The following is a 12,564-nucleotide window of genomic DNA, read 5'->3' as shown; positions in this document are numbered from 1 at the left end:
GCACTATATATAATTCCTTATGTGTGAAAAACAGCCGAATCCTGCTTTCTTATAAAGCAGGTACGGGGGACAAGCATTGGGGTGAAGCCGTCTTAGACGGCCGGGATTACCTCGTCCCGAACCCGCCAACTAACCTCGGAGGCTTATAGGAGGGATATTATGAAAAAATGGATAGTTGCAACTTTTGCAACTGTCGCCGTGGCTGCCCTGGGCGCTATTCTGCCCATCGGTCATGCGGACGCTCATGCAGCGTCTCCGACAATGATTGAATACGGCAGTTCCAACGGTGATGTGTGGGACTTGCAACATCGTCTTAATAAATTGGGGTACTCCGTAAAAGTGGATGGCATTTACGGTTTGGATACCGAGAAAAGCGTCATCCATTTCCAAAAACACAACAACCTGCGTATTGACGGGATTGCTGGTCCTGAAACCTGGAACGCGCTGAAGAAAGCGACGGACAAGTCTCAAACAGCTCAAACTCAAGGCCAACAATTCTCTCTCTCTGCTGAAGATAAACAATGGCTGGCTCGGGCCGTGCACGGTGAGGCACGCGGCGAGTCCTTCAAAGGTAAAGTTGCGGTTGCAGCAGTGATCCTGAACCGTGTGGAATCTGATAAGTTCCCGAATACGGTAAAAGGGGTCATCATGGAAAGCGGCGCATTCACTGCGGTGGATGACGGCCAAATCTGGCTGGAACCCAACGACACGGCATATAAAGCAGTGGAAGCCGCTGCCAAGGGCTGGGATCCGTCCCATGGTTCCCTGTACTACTTTAACCCGAAAACCGCAACTTCCGATTGGATTTGGTCCCGACCGCAAGTAACCCAAATCGGGAACCATATCTTTACGAAGTAACAACAAAATGCCGCCCGTTATGGGCGGCATTTTTTGGTTTCGTATTTTTCCTCCAAAGGCAAAGAATATGCCAGAGGGGGTGATCGAAGCCATGGCACGCAGACGGCGAAACAAATTGTTGGTTCCCGAAGCCCGGGAAGGGATGGAACGCTTGAAAAAGCAAGTGATGAGCCAGCAGGCGAATACATCCGGGCCTCCCGAGGAAATGAAAGTAGAGATGGCCCGACAGCTAGGAGTGCCTTTGAAGCCGGGTTATAACGGAGATATCCGGGCGGAAGAAGCAGGGAAACTGGGCGGTCCCATCGGAGGCCAGATGGTAAAAGAGCTGATCAAAATGGCAGAAGAGGAATTGGTACGACGTCAGCATTGAGACTCCACACGGCTGAAGCACCACAGACACTTCCATCGGTCGTCGTGGGCTTTCACGCCGACTCTTTCTGTAAATGTCCTACTCCTTCAAGATAAAAGGTTTGCGAGAGGGGTCCCCCCTTCTTACTAAATGGATTTTCTCCGAGTGGATATGCTATCCGTTCGGTTCTTTTTTCTTGCTAAAAAACCGATAGGTGTAATATCTTGAAAGAAGAGAGGTGGAAACGGGGGGATAAGATGAAACTGGTAACTTATCGGGTGAAGGAAAGGAGTCTGACCATTCAGGGAACCTTTGCCGCTGATGCCCGCATGGGGTGGTTAAACGGCGAGTATGTAGTGGATGCGGGCTTTGCGCAGGAATGGGCAGCGCTGGAGAAAGGGCTCCCTTTCAGGAAAGTGATACCAACCGACCTACTGAAGCTCCTTGATATGGGAAATGAAGGGATGGACCTTTTGCGTCAGATAGAACGGGCAACAAGAGGGACAAACCCGGCGGCTTTGACGGTGGAAGGGGAACCGGTCGCATTGCGTCGGGAAGAAGTGAAACTATTGGCACCTTTGCCGGTCCCCCGAAGCTTTCGGGATTTTTATGCTTTTGAGCAACACGTGAAAACCAGTCGCGCCCGTCGAGGATTGGATATGGTGCCGGAGTGGTACGAAATCCCTGTTTTTTATTTTTCGAATCATCACGCTTTTGTGGGTCCGGATACAGATGTGATTCGACCCGCTTACACAACAGCGTTGGATTATGAATTGGAAATCGCTTGTGTTATCGGGAAACCGGGAATTCATATCCCAGCGGAAAAAGCGTTGGATCATATCGCCGGTTTTTGCGTCTTGAATGACTGGAGTGCCCGGGATGTCCAGCGGAAAGAGATGAAAGTGGGGCTTGGTCCGGCGAAAGGAAAAGATTTTGCCACTTCGATGGGGCCTTGTCTGGTGACCTTGGATGAGTTGGAACCTTACCGTAAAGGGGACCGGTGGCATCTCCCGATGAAGGCGAGCATCAACGGGAAGCTCCTCTCCACCGGCAATGCGGGAGACCTCTATTACTCCTTCGGCGAGATGATTGCCCGCGCGTCCGAAAGTTGCCGATTGCTGCCGGGGGATGTCATCGGTTCAGGTACGGTGGGAACAGGGTGTCTGTTGGAACTGGGAACGGAAGTGCATCCCTGGCTTCAGCCGGGGGATGTGGTGGAGTTGGAAGTGGAGGGCCTGGGTGTCTTGCGGAATCGCATTGCCTAAGGTTTCCTGTGGAACAAGACACCGGCCGACAAAAGGGGATGAAACAGCCTGTGCTTCGCTAAAAAAAGATTTGACAGAATCATAGCCCCTGCTACATAATATACACTAATTCAATTGCATACGGAACACGACTCGTTATCCAGAGCGGCGGAGGGACTGGCCCGATGAAGCCCGGCAACCCGCCCGTTTTTTCACTGTTGTGAAAAAGCGGGTATGGTGCCAATTCCTGCAACGCGTGCAGCGCGTTGAGAGATAAGGAGTGGGTGGTTTCTGTACCGGTCTATGCGGTAAGAACATCCCCTTCTTATTAGAAGGGGATTTATTTTTTGAAGGAGGGGTCCAAGTGGAGCGAATCGGTGTGGGATTGCTGGGGCTGGGAACTGTCGGAACGGGAGTTTACAAGGCATTGCGAAACAATCAGGATGTATTGTTACGGCGAACGGGTCAGCTGTTTGAAGTTCGCAAAATTTTGGTTCGTGACCCGTATAAAACACGGCAAGTGGAAGGAGTCCAGTTTCTGATCACCACCGATTTTCATGAGGTGCTTCAATCCGGGGTTCAAGTGGTCATCGAAGTGATCGGAGGTTTGGAGTCCGCTTATGCGTATGTGCGGGATGCATTGACTGCAGGATGTCACGTGGTAACAGCCAACAAAGAATTGATCGCCAAACGCGGAAAAGAGCTGGAGGCCCTGGCTCGTCAAAAGGGAGTGCAACTGTTGTATGAAGCAGCGGTGGGGGGCGGCATCCCTGTGCTGGGCAGCATCGGGTACCTGTTGAAGGCGAATCGGGTGCACCGGATCACGGGAATCTTAAACGGCACGACCAACTATATCCTGACAGAAATGGAGCAAAAAGGACTTGCTTTTGATGAGGTATTGCGGGAATCGCAGGAAAAAGGGTATGCCGAAGCAGATCCTTCTTCCGATGTGGACGGCCATGATGCGAAGTACAAGTTGGCTATCTTGGCCCGGCTGGCATTTGAAGCGGAGATTTCACTGGAAGATATCCCTTGTCGGGGAATCCGCGGAGTGACATCTCAGGATATCACTCTGGCCCGGCGCCTCGGGTATGCGATCAAGCTGCTCGCACAAGCGGAACAGTACGGAGAAAAAGGACCGATCTCCTTGCGCGTCGGACCTGCATTGCTTCCGGAGAATCATCCGTTGGCAGGAGTGAACGGTGTTCACAATGCGGTGACGTTGGAAGGGGATTGGGTGCAGGATGTTACGCTGGTGGGGCAGGGAGCAGGCGAGCAGCCTACTGCCAGCGCCGTAGTCGAAGATGTGGGCAATGTGCTCCGGCTTCCCAGGATTTCAGGTTCCACTGTCGAGCATCCGCCTGTGCTTTCGGGGGCGGAGGAAGGCGGATCCCGGTTTGTGGTCGTGGAAACGGAAGCCTTGCCCGGGTTGGCAGGTGCCGCTTCCCTCCGGGACAAATTGGAGCAAATCAACCTGGAAGTAGAACAGATCGGTACGGCTTCCTTCGGCTCATCCACTGTCCTGGGGTTGGTGCTGTGTCACTGGAATGCATCATATACGAATATCTTGCTGGCAGAGCTGGGGATCGAAGTGAAACGCCTGGAACATTATCCGGTGATCGGAGTCCGGAAAAAGGATCGGGTGAAAGAAGCGGTTGTCACGGGGTGATTTCTGCAGCCAATCAGGTTAAACTGGTAACGGAAACCTATTGGACTGTGTGGGATGCCTGTTGAGTCGAAACCAATTGCGAAAAGGACAAGTGATTGAACTGCCCATCCGGCGCATCGGGATTAACGGCGAAGGGGTGGGCGTTTATCAAAAAAAAGTGGTGTTTGTAGACGGGGCGATTCCGGGAGAATATGTGGCTGCCAAGTTGACCGAGGTGCAGAAGAACTATGCCAGAGGAAAAATATTCCGCATTAAAAAGCGGTCTTCTCACCGCTTGCAGCCTCCCTGTCCCGTATATCGCTCCTGCGGCGGCTGTCAGATGCAACATATCGACTATCCGATGCAGCTGCGGCTGAAACGGGAACTGGTGGAGGAGGCGTTTGCCCGTTATACCGGACTTACCCAGCTGCCCATTGAGGAGACGGTGGGAATGGACCGTCCCTGGTCGTATCGCAATAAAGCACAGCTTCCGTTGAAACAGGGCAAGCAGGGTGTATGGATGGGGATGTATAAACCCGGAAGCCACCAGTTGGTCGATGTCGGTGAATGCGACATCCAGCATCCAGAAACCAACCGCTTGCTGGAAGAAGCTCGGCAAGTAATGGAAGAGCTAGGTATTCCTGTCTATGATGAACGAAAAGGAACGGGAATCCTGCGTCATCTGGCGGCACGGATCGGTTTTGCCACAGGAGAAGCCCAGTTGGTGCTCGTCTCCCGCTCCAACCGCCTTCCCCGGGAAGAAGAACTGATCCATCGGTTACGGGAACGGCTGCCGCAGCTGAAAAGCGTGGTCTTGAATATCAACCCCCGCAAAACCTCTCGGGTGCTCGGTGAAAAAAGCCGGGTATTGTGGGGGCAGCGGAAGATTCGTGAGCGGCTGGGCCATCTGACTTTTTTGCTGTCGGGTCCGGCCTTTTTTCAGCTGAATCCGGTGCAAACCGTCAAACTTTACGACGAAGTGAAACGATCGGCCGGTCTCAGTGGGAAAGAGACGGTGGTAGATGCCTATTGCGGCGTGGGGACCATCGGGCTTTGGCTGGCAGACCAGGCTGACCGGGTCATCGGGATGGATACGATTCCTGAGGCGGTGGAAGATGCCAAGGAAAACGCCGAAATCAATGGAATCGATCATGCGGAATATCACCTCGGAGAGGCGGAGCGTCTGCTTCCACGGTGGGTACGGGAGGGTCTGCAGCCGGATGTGGTGGTGGTGGACCCGCCGCGAACCGGTCTGGGGCAAGAACTCATCCAAGCGCTAATCGAAGTCCAAGTTCCCCGGATTGTTTACGTTTCCTGCAATCCATCGACACTGGCCAAGGATTGTCGGTTGCTACTGAAACAGGGGTATCAGGTCAAACGGGTGGTTCCCTTTGATATGTTTCCACAGACAGCCCATGTGGAGTCCGTCACGTTGTTGGAGCGATAACGGTCATCGCACTCAAGGAGCACAAGTCGTGCTTTTTGTCTCCGCCCCACAGTCGCGCTAGAGTCTGGCTAATCAGGGGGTCCGGTTTGGTGTGGCCGTCTCTGATCTCTTGCAAAAGCGCATAGCGAGACCAGGGAGCGGAGCGGCCTTGGCGAGACTTGTACTCTGTGAGTGCAAAGGATCTTCGCCGATCATACCGCCCATCTATCGAAGATGCTCTTGAATGACAAGACACGCTTTACGTTTACGAACAGAATCGCATCCGTGACGTTGGAGAGGGAGCGGCGGGTAGCTGACAAGTAAGTTTTTCATTCAATTGGCCACGTTTTCTCTATGACAATGTTTGGCGATAGGGTAAAAATTGATCGGCCGACGGACGGGGGGGAGATGGTGAGTAAGCGCTTGTTTGTGAACGGTCGGTTTACCACACTGGATCCGTCCTGCCCTTTTGCGGAAGCGGTCTATGTGGAAGATGGCAGGATTCGCATGGTGGGAGGCTATGAAGAAGTGATTCTGCAGGCGGGGCGTGCCGATGTGGAGCGAGTGGATGTAGGCGGCGGATATGGTTATCCCGGCCTTGTGGACAGTCACCTACACCTGGTGGCCTATGGAATGACGTTATCCATGCTGGATTTTTCCCGTGTGACTACCAAGGCGGAGCTGTTAAAGATGGTGCGCGATCAGGCAAGGATGACTCCGCACGGGGAGTGGGTACGGGGGCTCCATTGGGACGAGAACCGACTTCAGGAACAAGAGCCCCCCACACGGGAAGAGTTGGACCGGGCCGCTCCCCATCATCCCGTTATGCTGACCCGTCATTGCTTTCATGTACAAGCAGCGAACACGGAAGCATTTCGACGGGCGGGCATTTCCCGGGAAACACCGGATCCTTCCGATGGTGCCTTTGGCAGGGATGAGCGAGGAGAGCTTGATGGATTGGTATACGAGAATGCTTCCCGCCGGCTTTATGAAGCAATGCCTCCCAGCAGCCGGGCACAGAAGAAAGAGTGGCTGCGGAAGGCGGCCCGTGAAGCCTTGTCCAAAGGGCTGACGGGAGTGCATACGGAAGATTTGCGGGAGTTGGGGAGCGTATCCGATGCATGGCATATGTATGGGGAGTTGACGGAGGAAGGAATCTATCTGCGAAGCCACCATTTAATCTATCATCCCTTTTTGGAGGAGGCCGCGGACTTCGGTTTGCAAACTGGGACAGGAGACCCGTGGCGAAAGACAGGGGCGATGAAGATGTTTGCGGACGGGTCCATCGGAGGAAGGACGGCTTTGCTTTCTTCTCCCTATACGGATGCCCCGTCTGCCAGAGGGATGCCGATCCACTCCCAGCAAGAACTGAACGAGTGGGTTCGACGAGCCCGGGAAAAAGGATTCTCAGTGGGTGTCCATGCGATCGGCGATGGAGCTGCGGAGATGGTGGTCCGCGCTTTTCAGTCGCATCCCATTCCCCCGGGCGGTCGGCAGCGAAAATGCGATCGTCTGATTCACGGACAGGTGCTGCGCTCCGATTTGGTGCAAGCTTTGAAGCATTTGCCCGTGGTGGTGGATATCCAGCCTCGGTTTGTGGTGAGTGATTTCCCTTGGGTAGCGGAAAGGCTGGGGTCGGAAAGACTGGCTTATGCCTATGCCTGGAAAACCCTCCTTATGAGTGGAGTGGATTGTGCGGGAGGGAGCGATGCACCCATCGAGCCGCTGGATCCTATCTTGGGGTTGCATGCTGCGATCACCCGTCGTCCCCCTGAGGACCCTGCCGGTGGATATCTGCCTGAACAAAATCTGACGCCGCTGGAGGCGCTGCGCCTGTTTACCATCGGCAGTGCCGTTGCTGCCGGAGAGGAGAATGAGCGGGGAACCTGCTCGCCAGGAAAAGCAGCGGATTTTACGGTATTTGACCGGGATTTGCTAGCTGCGAATGCGGACGCTTTGTTGGAAGCCAGGGTAAGCATGACTGTGGTGAACGGCTGTATCGCCTACCGAGGGTGAACCGTCTTTTAAAGGCGGTTCTTTTTTTTGATGCCGAGGAATATTTTGTTCATGTGAGGTGGTCTCATGGCAGGAAAAGTTCGTGCCAACACTAAAGAGATCCGACTGCTGGCGAGGCTGATGCGGGCCGAGGCGGAAGAGGATGGCGAAATGGGCATGCTGATGGTGGGCAATGTCGGAGTGAACCGGGTCATCGCCGAATGTCTTGATTTTGAGGACATCCGCACGATCAAGGAGATGATCTTTCAATCACCGGGCGGGTTTGAAGCGGTTCAGCAGCCGTATTTTTATCAGCGGGCGCGTGACCGGGAAATCCGATTGGCGAGACGGGCCGTACGGGGAGAGCGGCACGATCCCGCCTCCTACGCACTGTGGTTTTACCGTCCACCCGCGGAATGTCCGCCCCAGTGGTTCAATCAGAGACTCAGCGGTCGCTACAAGAGCCATTGCTTTTATGTTCCGAGGCCTCAGGAGTGTCCTGCGGTTTATTAAGGGGGGTTGGTTATGTATTGGAATGTTCCTTATGCATCGGCATCTTCCTTTGGATGGGATGCGAATCAGATTGCCCAACAACGGCGTCGGGTGTATACGGAAGATTTGCTCAGCAGAAATATCGGGAAGCTGATTACTGTGTATTTGACCTTTGAGAACAATCCGCAATGGAATGCCAAAATAGTAACGGGAGTATTGCGTGTGGTGGGAAGGGACTTCATCCTTATTCGCGATCAACAGACCGGGAAAGATACTATCCTGATGAACATCGACATTGACTATTACGTGTTTGAAAACCAACCAGCCACTTTGGCCCAGGAGGATGGGGGAGTCAGGTAAATCCAAGTGGGTGCTCCACGTCAGAAATAGGTATGTGGATGGGGAGCCAGAGGCGAACGCATCGCCTCTGGTTTTTTGGTTACGGTTCGATTATTCAAAGATGTAGGCCAAAGCATCCAATGCTTGATCCGGCGTCTCCACCACTACTTGGGCCCGCTGAGCCAGCTCTTTCAAGGGGTGAACCAAACTTTCCGGACGTACCAAAATCAACGGCTTGCCGGACTGAATGGCCACGGCGGCATCCATCGCCGTATTCCATTGCTTGTATTTTTCACCGAAGAGAGCGATCACTACATCTGCTTTTTGCATCCAAACCCGGGTGCGCAGATTGTTGAACTCCGATGCGGTTTGATCACGGTAAACGGCGTTGGGCTGTTTGCCTTTGATATGTTCCCCAATGTCATCACTGCGGTCGTGATTCTCTTGCGGCCCTTTAAAAATAATAGGTAAGCCGCGTTCTTCCGCTTTTTTTCGAAGTTTGTCACGCCAATCATCATGGATCTGCCCTGCCAAATAAACCACAAGTTCCATGGCTCCAGCTCCTTTCGGAAATTCCGAATTTTCCTCTCCATTATAGCAAAGGTAACCGAAGCAATGCTTGGGGAAGATATGGAACGACCATAAAACGGCTTGGGATAATCACCGTAGGATGACTGGAGAGATTCTCGATATTTTGTTTCCCACCTTCTCTAGACTGGACGCGGAACCATTTTTGCCGCTTACGAATATGGATTGAGGGTAGGCGGTTTCCCGCCCAGGGGATGTGAGTGGAAAGGAGAGGATGGGATGATATCTCCTCACGGTGGCACGCTGGTCAACCGTAGGGTATCAGCGGAAGAAAGAGAGGAATGCTTGGCAAAAGCAACAAACTGCCGCCAGATTCCGGTCAATGGAATCGCAGTGTCAGACTTATGGTGTATAGCGACAGGGATTTTTTCCCCTTTACAAGGGTTTATGACGCAGGAGGATTATGTGCGGGTCCGGGATGAAATGCGTTTGGTGACAGGGGAAGTTTGGACGATCCCCGTGACATTGCCGGTATCGAAAAATATGGCCCAATCCCTGAAGGAAGGGGACGAGGTGCTCTTAGTGTCGGATGACGGTTCGGCAGTCCCCTTTGCCGTCATGGAAATCCAGAGCTTGTATCGGGTGGACCCCCGCAAGGAAGCCCGAGAAGTATTCCGTACGGAAGAAGAGAAGCACCCGGGTGTGGCTCGGTTGTACGAAGCTCCTCCCTTTCGGATCGGCGGACCGATCCGATTGCTGCAGTCGCCTGATTTTGGGTTGTTTACACCGTATATCCTCAATCCGGAGGAGACAAGGCGCCGTTTTCGGGAGCAAGGGTGGGAGCGGATCGTCGGCTTTCAAACGCGGAATCCGGTACACCGGGCCCACGAATATATTCAAAAGGCGGCCTTGGAGACCGTGGACGGGTTGTTTTTGAACCCTTTGGTAGGTCACACCAAATCGGATGATATCCCTGCGGATGTGCGGATGAGAAGCTATGAAGCGATATTATCCGCTTATTATCCCGCCAACCGGGTGATCTTCGGGGCATATCCGGCAGCGATGCGGTATGCAGGGCCCAGGGAAGCGGTGTTTCACGCCATTGCCCGGAAAAATTACGGGTGTACGCATTTTATAATTGGCAGGGATCATGCGGGGGTTGGAGATTATTACGGCACTTATGACGCCCAACATATTTTTCGTTCTTTCCGTCCGGAGGAGTTGGGGATTATTCCGCTGTTTTTTGAACATAGTTTTTACTGCCGCCGTTGTAAAGGGATGGCTTCCTATAAAACATGTCCCCATTCCCGGGAGGATCACGTAATCCTGTCCGGTACCAAAGTACGGCACATGTTGCGTGCCGGAGAGACACCTCCGCCGGAGTTTTCCCGTCCGGAAGTGGTGCAGGTATTGATAGAAGGGCTGCGGATAAAAGAGGAAGAGCAGTCGGACTGATGTATCTACCGGCCGCTTTGGAGCGACCAAGGTGCTTGAAATCAGTGGGATGTGGCAGGCCGATCGAGCAGGACCCGGTGCAGCGCCGATTTGCAAGAGGAGGATCCTCTCGCAAGAACGGCGCTTTTTTGCTAGAATGTGTTCACGAAGAGAGAATGTAACAGATAAGCGGTATATCGCTAAATCCCGAAGAAGGGAGAGCTGCATACATGAAGGAGACGGAACTGGTTACGCTCCGGATCACCAGGGATACAGCAGACAAACTGCAACAGATCGCCGGTCATCATGATTTAGATTGGGAGTTGCTGGCTGAGGATATTTTGCAAGACCGCCTGAACAATGGCGAATTTCACCGGGTACGCGATATCCTGAGTCAATTTTCCCGGACGCTGAATAGTGTGGTAAAGGATGCGGAAACATTGTCCCATCTGTCCGATGAAGATAAACAGCTGTTTTTGGCCGCAGTAACGGGTGCCTTGCGCGCATCCCACATGTTGGTTCCCAAGATGGTGATGGAGCTGCAGCACCGTCGCCCGGAAAAACGGGAGTCGCATGAGTTGGCCTCCACCGGACAATAAAACAGAAAAAACCCCGGACGCTGATGTCCGGGGTTTTTAAAGATAGAGGCAGGATCATTATTAATACTCACCGGGGTTCCCCAAGCTGTACTCTCCCGGATTTCCATAGGCAAGCTGGCCCGGACTGTATTCACCGGGATTGCCGTAGGAAACCTCGCTGGGATTTCTGTATTCCCCGGGGTTGCCCGCATAGGTTGCGAGGATGACGGCACCGGTCACCAGGATACCCACTGCTGCTCCCTTAAACCATTTCATCAAGTTCCAGCACCTCCTCATCAGATCGAAGCTCCCGCTGTACTTTATACATATTTTCCATACAGCTTTGAAATTCCTTCTGATCCGTGTTTTCCCAACACTGCGCAAGATGGAAGAGGATGGTGTATTCTTTCTTTTTATAGTTATGTTCTCGTGAAAGATCTAGTGCTCGCTGATAAAATTGTATCGCTTCCGATATATTTCCTTGTTTGCGATAGTAATTGCCCATCACCAACAACGCATCTACCAAAAGGAAAGCGCTGTTTAATTTTTCTCCCAAACGGATCGCTTCCGTCAACATTTCATAAGCTTTGTTCCATTTTTCCTGATGCATATATAAAATACCCAGCCGGGTGTATGTCGTGATAAACACGTTTTGATTTTTAAACATGCCTTCCAGCTTCAATGCCACATCGAAACAGATTTCCGCTTCATCCCATTCTTTGATGGTCAGGTACACACCGCCCAGGGCTGTCCACAAATCAAAGGTACGGTCATGCTGGTTATTCATGCGGGCGATTTCCAAACCTTCTTTGGCATATTGAATCGCTTCCTCATACATGCCGGAACGGCGCAAAAGATCCGTGCGCAGCTCATATAGATGGAGAATGGTTTCAATCTTGCGGATTTCCGGAATGCGCTCCCACAGTTTCTGAACGACCCGCATCGCTTCGCCGACACGACCCAGTTTTTCCAGATACGTCGCTTTGTTTCTCTCCAAAATGAACTGAAGTTCTTTTCGGTCGCCTTCCGGATCAAAGGCTTCCAGTCCGCTGTTGGTGTACAGCAGTGCCTGCTCCAGGTTGTTTTGGTAGTAGCTGCCGAGGCCCAAATGATTATAGCTGGCAGCTTCGATATTGGACTTTTTGCCGTAAGGGGACTGATTCGCCAGGCGGATCGCGTTAAACAAAGCCCGTTCCGCCCGCTTCCAGTTTCCTTGGGAGCCGAAGTACTTGCCCCGGATATAGTATCCGATCGGTGCGTAAGGGTGGGTATCCTCCAGGTTTAAGGCATCCAGGCGGTCGATGGCTTCCTCCTGTTTGCCGATGCTTTGCATGGTTTCAATGGCCATCAGCCGGAATTGGATGCTTTTCAACTGCTCCTGTTCGTCCATCATCAATTCCGGGAGCTTTTCCAAATCCAAGTCCAGCTTGCCCATCAGATAGCGGATTTTTTCGGGGTTAACATGGGGGACACCCCGCTCGATGTTACTGATTGTTGCAGGTGAAATATTCTCATCAGCCAGGTCTTCCAGGCGCAGGTTTCTCTCTTTGCGCTTTTTTCTAATCAATTCGCCAATTTCATTGATTTCCAACGGATTCAACGGATTTCCTCCTTTGCTGGATGCCTGTTACACTAATACTACAACAGATGAAAGGAATTGGAAAGTATGGGGG

At 52.6% G+C, this 12,564-nt stretch carries 13 protein-coding genes and 2 riboswitches; of the genes, 10 read left to right on the top strand and 3 right to left on the bottom strand.

Annotated features, from left to right (window positions below):
• Window positions 1–22 precede the first annotated feature (22 nt).
• A riboswitch (cyclic di-AMP (ydaO/yuaA leader) is annotated at window positions 23–159 on the top strand.
• The 8 genes from sleB to IEW70_RS11205 all read left to right on the top strand — a co-directional run bounded on the left by sleB (window position 160) and on the right by IEW70_RS11205 (window position 8,372).
• A complete protein-coding gene (gene sleB / locus IEW70_RS11240; RefSeq protein ID WP_188648021.1) occupies window positions 160–858 on the top strand; it encodes a spore cortex-lytic enzyme in 699 nt (232 codons plus the stop codon).
• A gap of 91 nt (window positions 859–949) precedes the next feature.
• The gene (locus IEW70_RS11235; protein WP_188648020.1) at window positions 950–1,228 is read left to right on the top strand and encodes an alpha/beta-type small acid-soluble spore protein; all 279 of its coding nucleotides are present in this window, start codon (window positions 950–952) and stop codon (window positions 1,226–1,228) included.
• Between the two features lie 236 nt (window positions 1,229–1,464).
• On the top strand, window positions 1,465–2,472 hold the full coding sequence (locus tag IEW70_RS11230) for a fumarylacetoacetate hydrolase family protein (RefSeq protein ID WP_373285957.1): 1,008 nt from the start codon (window positions 1,465–1,467) through the stop codon (window positions 2,470–2,472).
• A gap of 132 nt (window positions 2,473–2,604) precedes the next feature.
• Window positions 2,605–2,731, top strand: a riboswitch (SAM riboswitch).
• A gap of 84 nt (window positions 2,732–2,815) precedes the next feature.
• Window positions 2,816–4,120, top strand: a complete 1,305-nt coding sequence (locus IEW70_RS11225) for a homoserine dehydrogenase (protein WP_188648019.1) — start codon at window positions 2,816–2,818, stop codon at window positions 4,118–4,120.
• Window positions 4,121–4,181: 61 nt separating this feature from the next.
• Window positions 4,182–5,546, top strand: a complete 1,365-nt coding sequence (gene rlmD, locus IEW70_RS11220; protein ID WP_229751943.1) for a 23S rRNA (uracil(1939)-C(5))-methyltransferase RlmD — start codon at window positions 4,182–4,184, stop codon at window positions 5,544–5,546.
• A 387-nt stretch (window positions 5,547–5,933) separates the two neighbouring features.
• On the top strand, window positions 5,934–7,541 hold the full coding sequence (locus IEW70_RS11215) for an amidohydrolase (protein WP_188648018.1): 1,608 nt from the start codon (window positions 5,934–5,936) through the stop codon (window positions 7,539–7,541).
• A 66-nt stretch (window positions 7,542–7,607) separates the two neighbouring features.
• Window positions 7,608–8,033, top strand: coding sequence for a cell wall hydrolase (locus IEW70_RS11210; RefSeq protein ID WP_188648017.1), 426 nt, complete (start codon window positions 7,608–7,610; stop codon window positions 8,031–8,033).
• A gap of 12 nt (window positions 8,034–8,045) precedes the next feature.
• A complete protein-coding gene (locus IEW70_RS11205) occupies window positions 8,046–8,372 on the top strand; it encodes a spore coat protein GerQ (protein WP_188648016.1) in 327 nt (108 codons plus the stop codon).
• Between the two features lie 90 nt (window positions 8,373–8,462).
• On the opposite strand, the gene IEW70_RS11200 is transcribed toward IEW70_RS11205, so the two are convergent.
• Window positions 8,463–8,903: a YtoQ family protein gene (locus tag IEW70_RS11200; protein WP_188648015.1), complete on the bottom strand. Its 441-nt coding sequence runs from the start codon at window positions 8,901–8,903 to the stop codon at window positions 8,463–8,465.
• Window positions 8,904–9,158: 255 nt separating this feature from the next.
• Here IEW70_RS11200 and sat point away from each other — a divergent pair, with 255 nt between their 5' ends.
• Window positions 9,159–10,334, top strand: a complete 1,176-nt coding sequence (gene sat, locus IEW70_RS11195) for a sulfate adenylyltransferase (protein WP_188648014.1) — start codon at window positions 9,159–9,161, stop codon at window positions 10,332–10,334.
• A 209-nt stretch (window positions 10,335–10,543) separates the two neighbouring features.
• On the top strand, window positions 10,544–10,912 hold the full coding sequence (locus IEW70_RS11190) for a hypothetical protein (protein ID WP_188648013.1): 369 nt from the start codon (window positions 10,544–10,546) through the stop codon (window positions 10,910–10,912).
• A gap of 60 nt (window positions 10,913–10,972) precedes the next feature.
• On the opposite strand, the gene IEW70_RS11185 is transcribed toward IEW70_RS11190, so the two are convergent.
• Window positions 10,973–11,170 (bottom strand): hypothetical protein, encoded by a 198-nt coding sequence (locus tag IEW70_RS11185; protein ID WP_188648012.1) that lies wholly within the window; start codon window positions 11,168–11,170, stop codon window positions 10,973–10,975.
• Window positions 11,154–12,491, bottom strand: a complete 1,338-nt coding sequence (locus IEW70_RS11180; RefSeq protein ID WP_188648011.1) for a helix-turn-helix domain-containing protein — start codon at window positions 12,489–12,491, stop codon at window positions 11,154–11,156. The genes IEW70_RS11185 and IEW70_RS11180 overlap by 17 nt, the downstream gene beginning before the upstream one ends.
• Window positions 12,492–12,564 lie beyond the last annotated feature (73 nt).

Source organism: Marinithermofilum abyssi (genome assembly GCF_014641195.1).
Classification (GTDB): domain Bacteria; phylum Bacillota; class Bacilli; order Thermoactinomycetales; family DSM-45169; genus Marinithermofilum; species Marinithermofilum abyssi.
The sequence above is the reverse complement of the archived record's forward strand: the minus strand, read 5'-3'. Positions and strand labels throughout refer to the sequence as shown.

Coding starts and splice junctions, on each gene's coding strand:
- IEW70_RS11215 (WP_188648018.1), top strand. CDS start 5,934: ATGGTGAGTAAGCGCTTGTTTGTGAACGGTCGGTTTACCACACTGGAT.
- IEW70_RS11200 (WP_188648015.1), bottom strand. CDS start 8,903: ATGGAACTTGTGGTTTATTTGGCAGGGCAGATCCATGATGATTGGCGT.
- IEW70_RS11230 (WP_373285957.1), top strand. CDS start 1,465: ATGAAACTGGTAACTTATCGGGTGAAGGAAAGGAGTCTGACCATTCAG.
- IEW70_RS11210 (WP_188648017.1), top strand. CDS start 7,608: ATGGCAGGAAAAGTTCGTGCCAACACTAAAGAGATCCGACTGCTGGCG.
- sat (WP_188648014.1), top strand. CDS start 9,159: ATGATATCTCCTCACGGTGGCACGCTGGTCAACCGTAGGGTATCAGCG.
- sleB (WP_188648021.1), top strand. CDS start 160: ATGAAAAAATGGATAGTTGCAACTTTTGCAACTGTCGCCGTGGCTGCC.
- IEW70_RS11190 (WP_188648013.1), top strand. CDS start 10,544: ATGAAGGAGACGGAACTGGTTACGCTCCGGATCACCAGGGATACAGCA.
- IEW70_RS11205 (WP_188648016.1), top strand. CDS start 8,046: ATGTATTGGAATGTTCCTTATGCATCGGCATCTTCCTTTGGATGGGAT.
- IEW70_RS11235 (WP_188648020.1), top strand. CDS start 950: ATGGCACGCAGACGGCGAAACAAATTGTTGGTTCCCGAAGCCCGGGAA.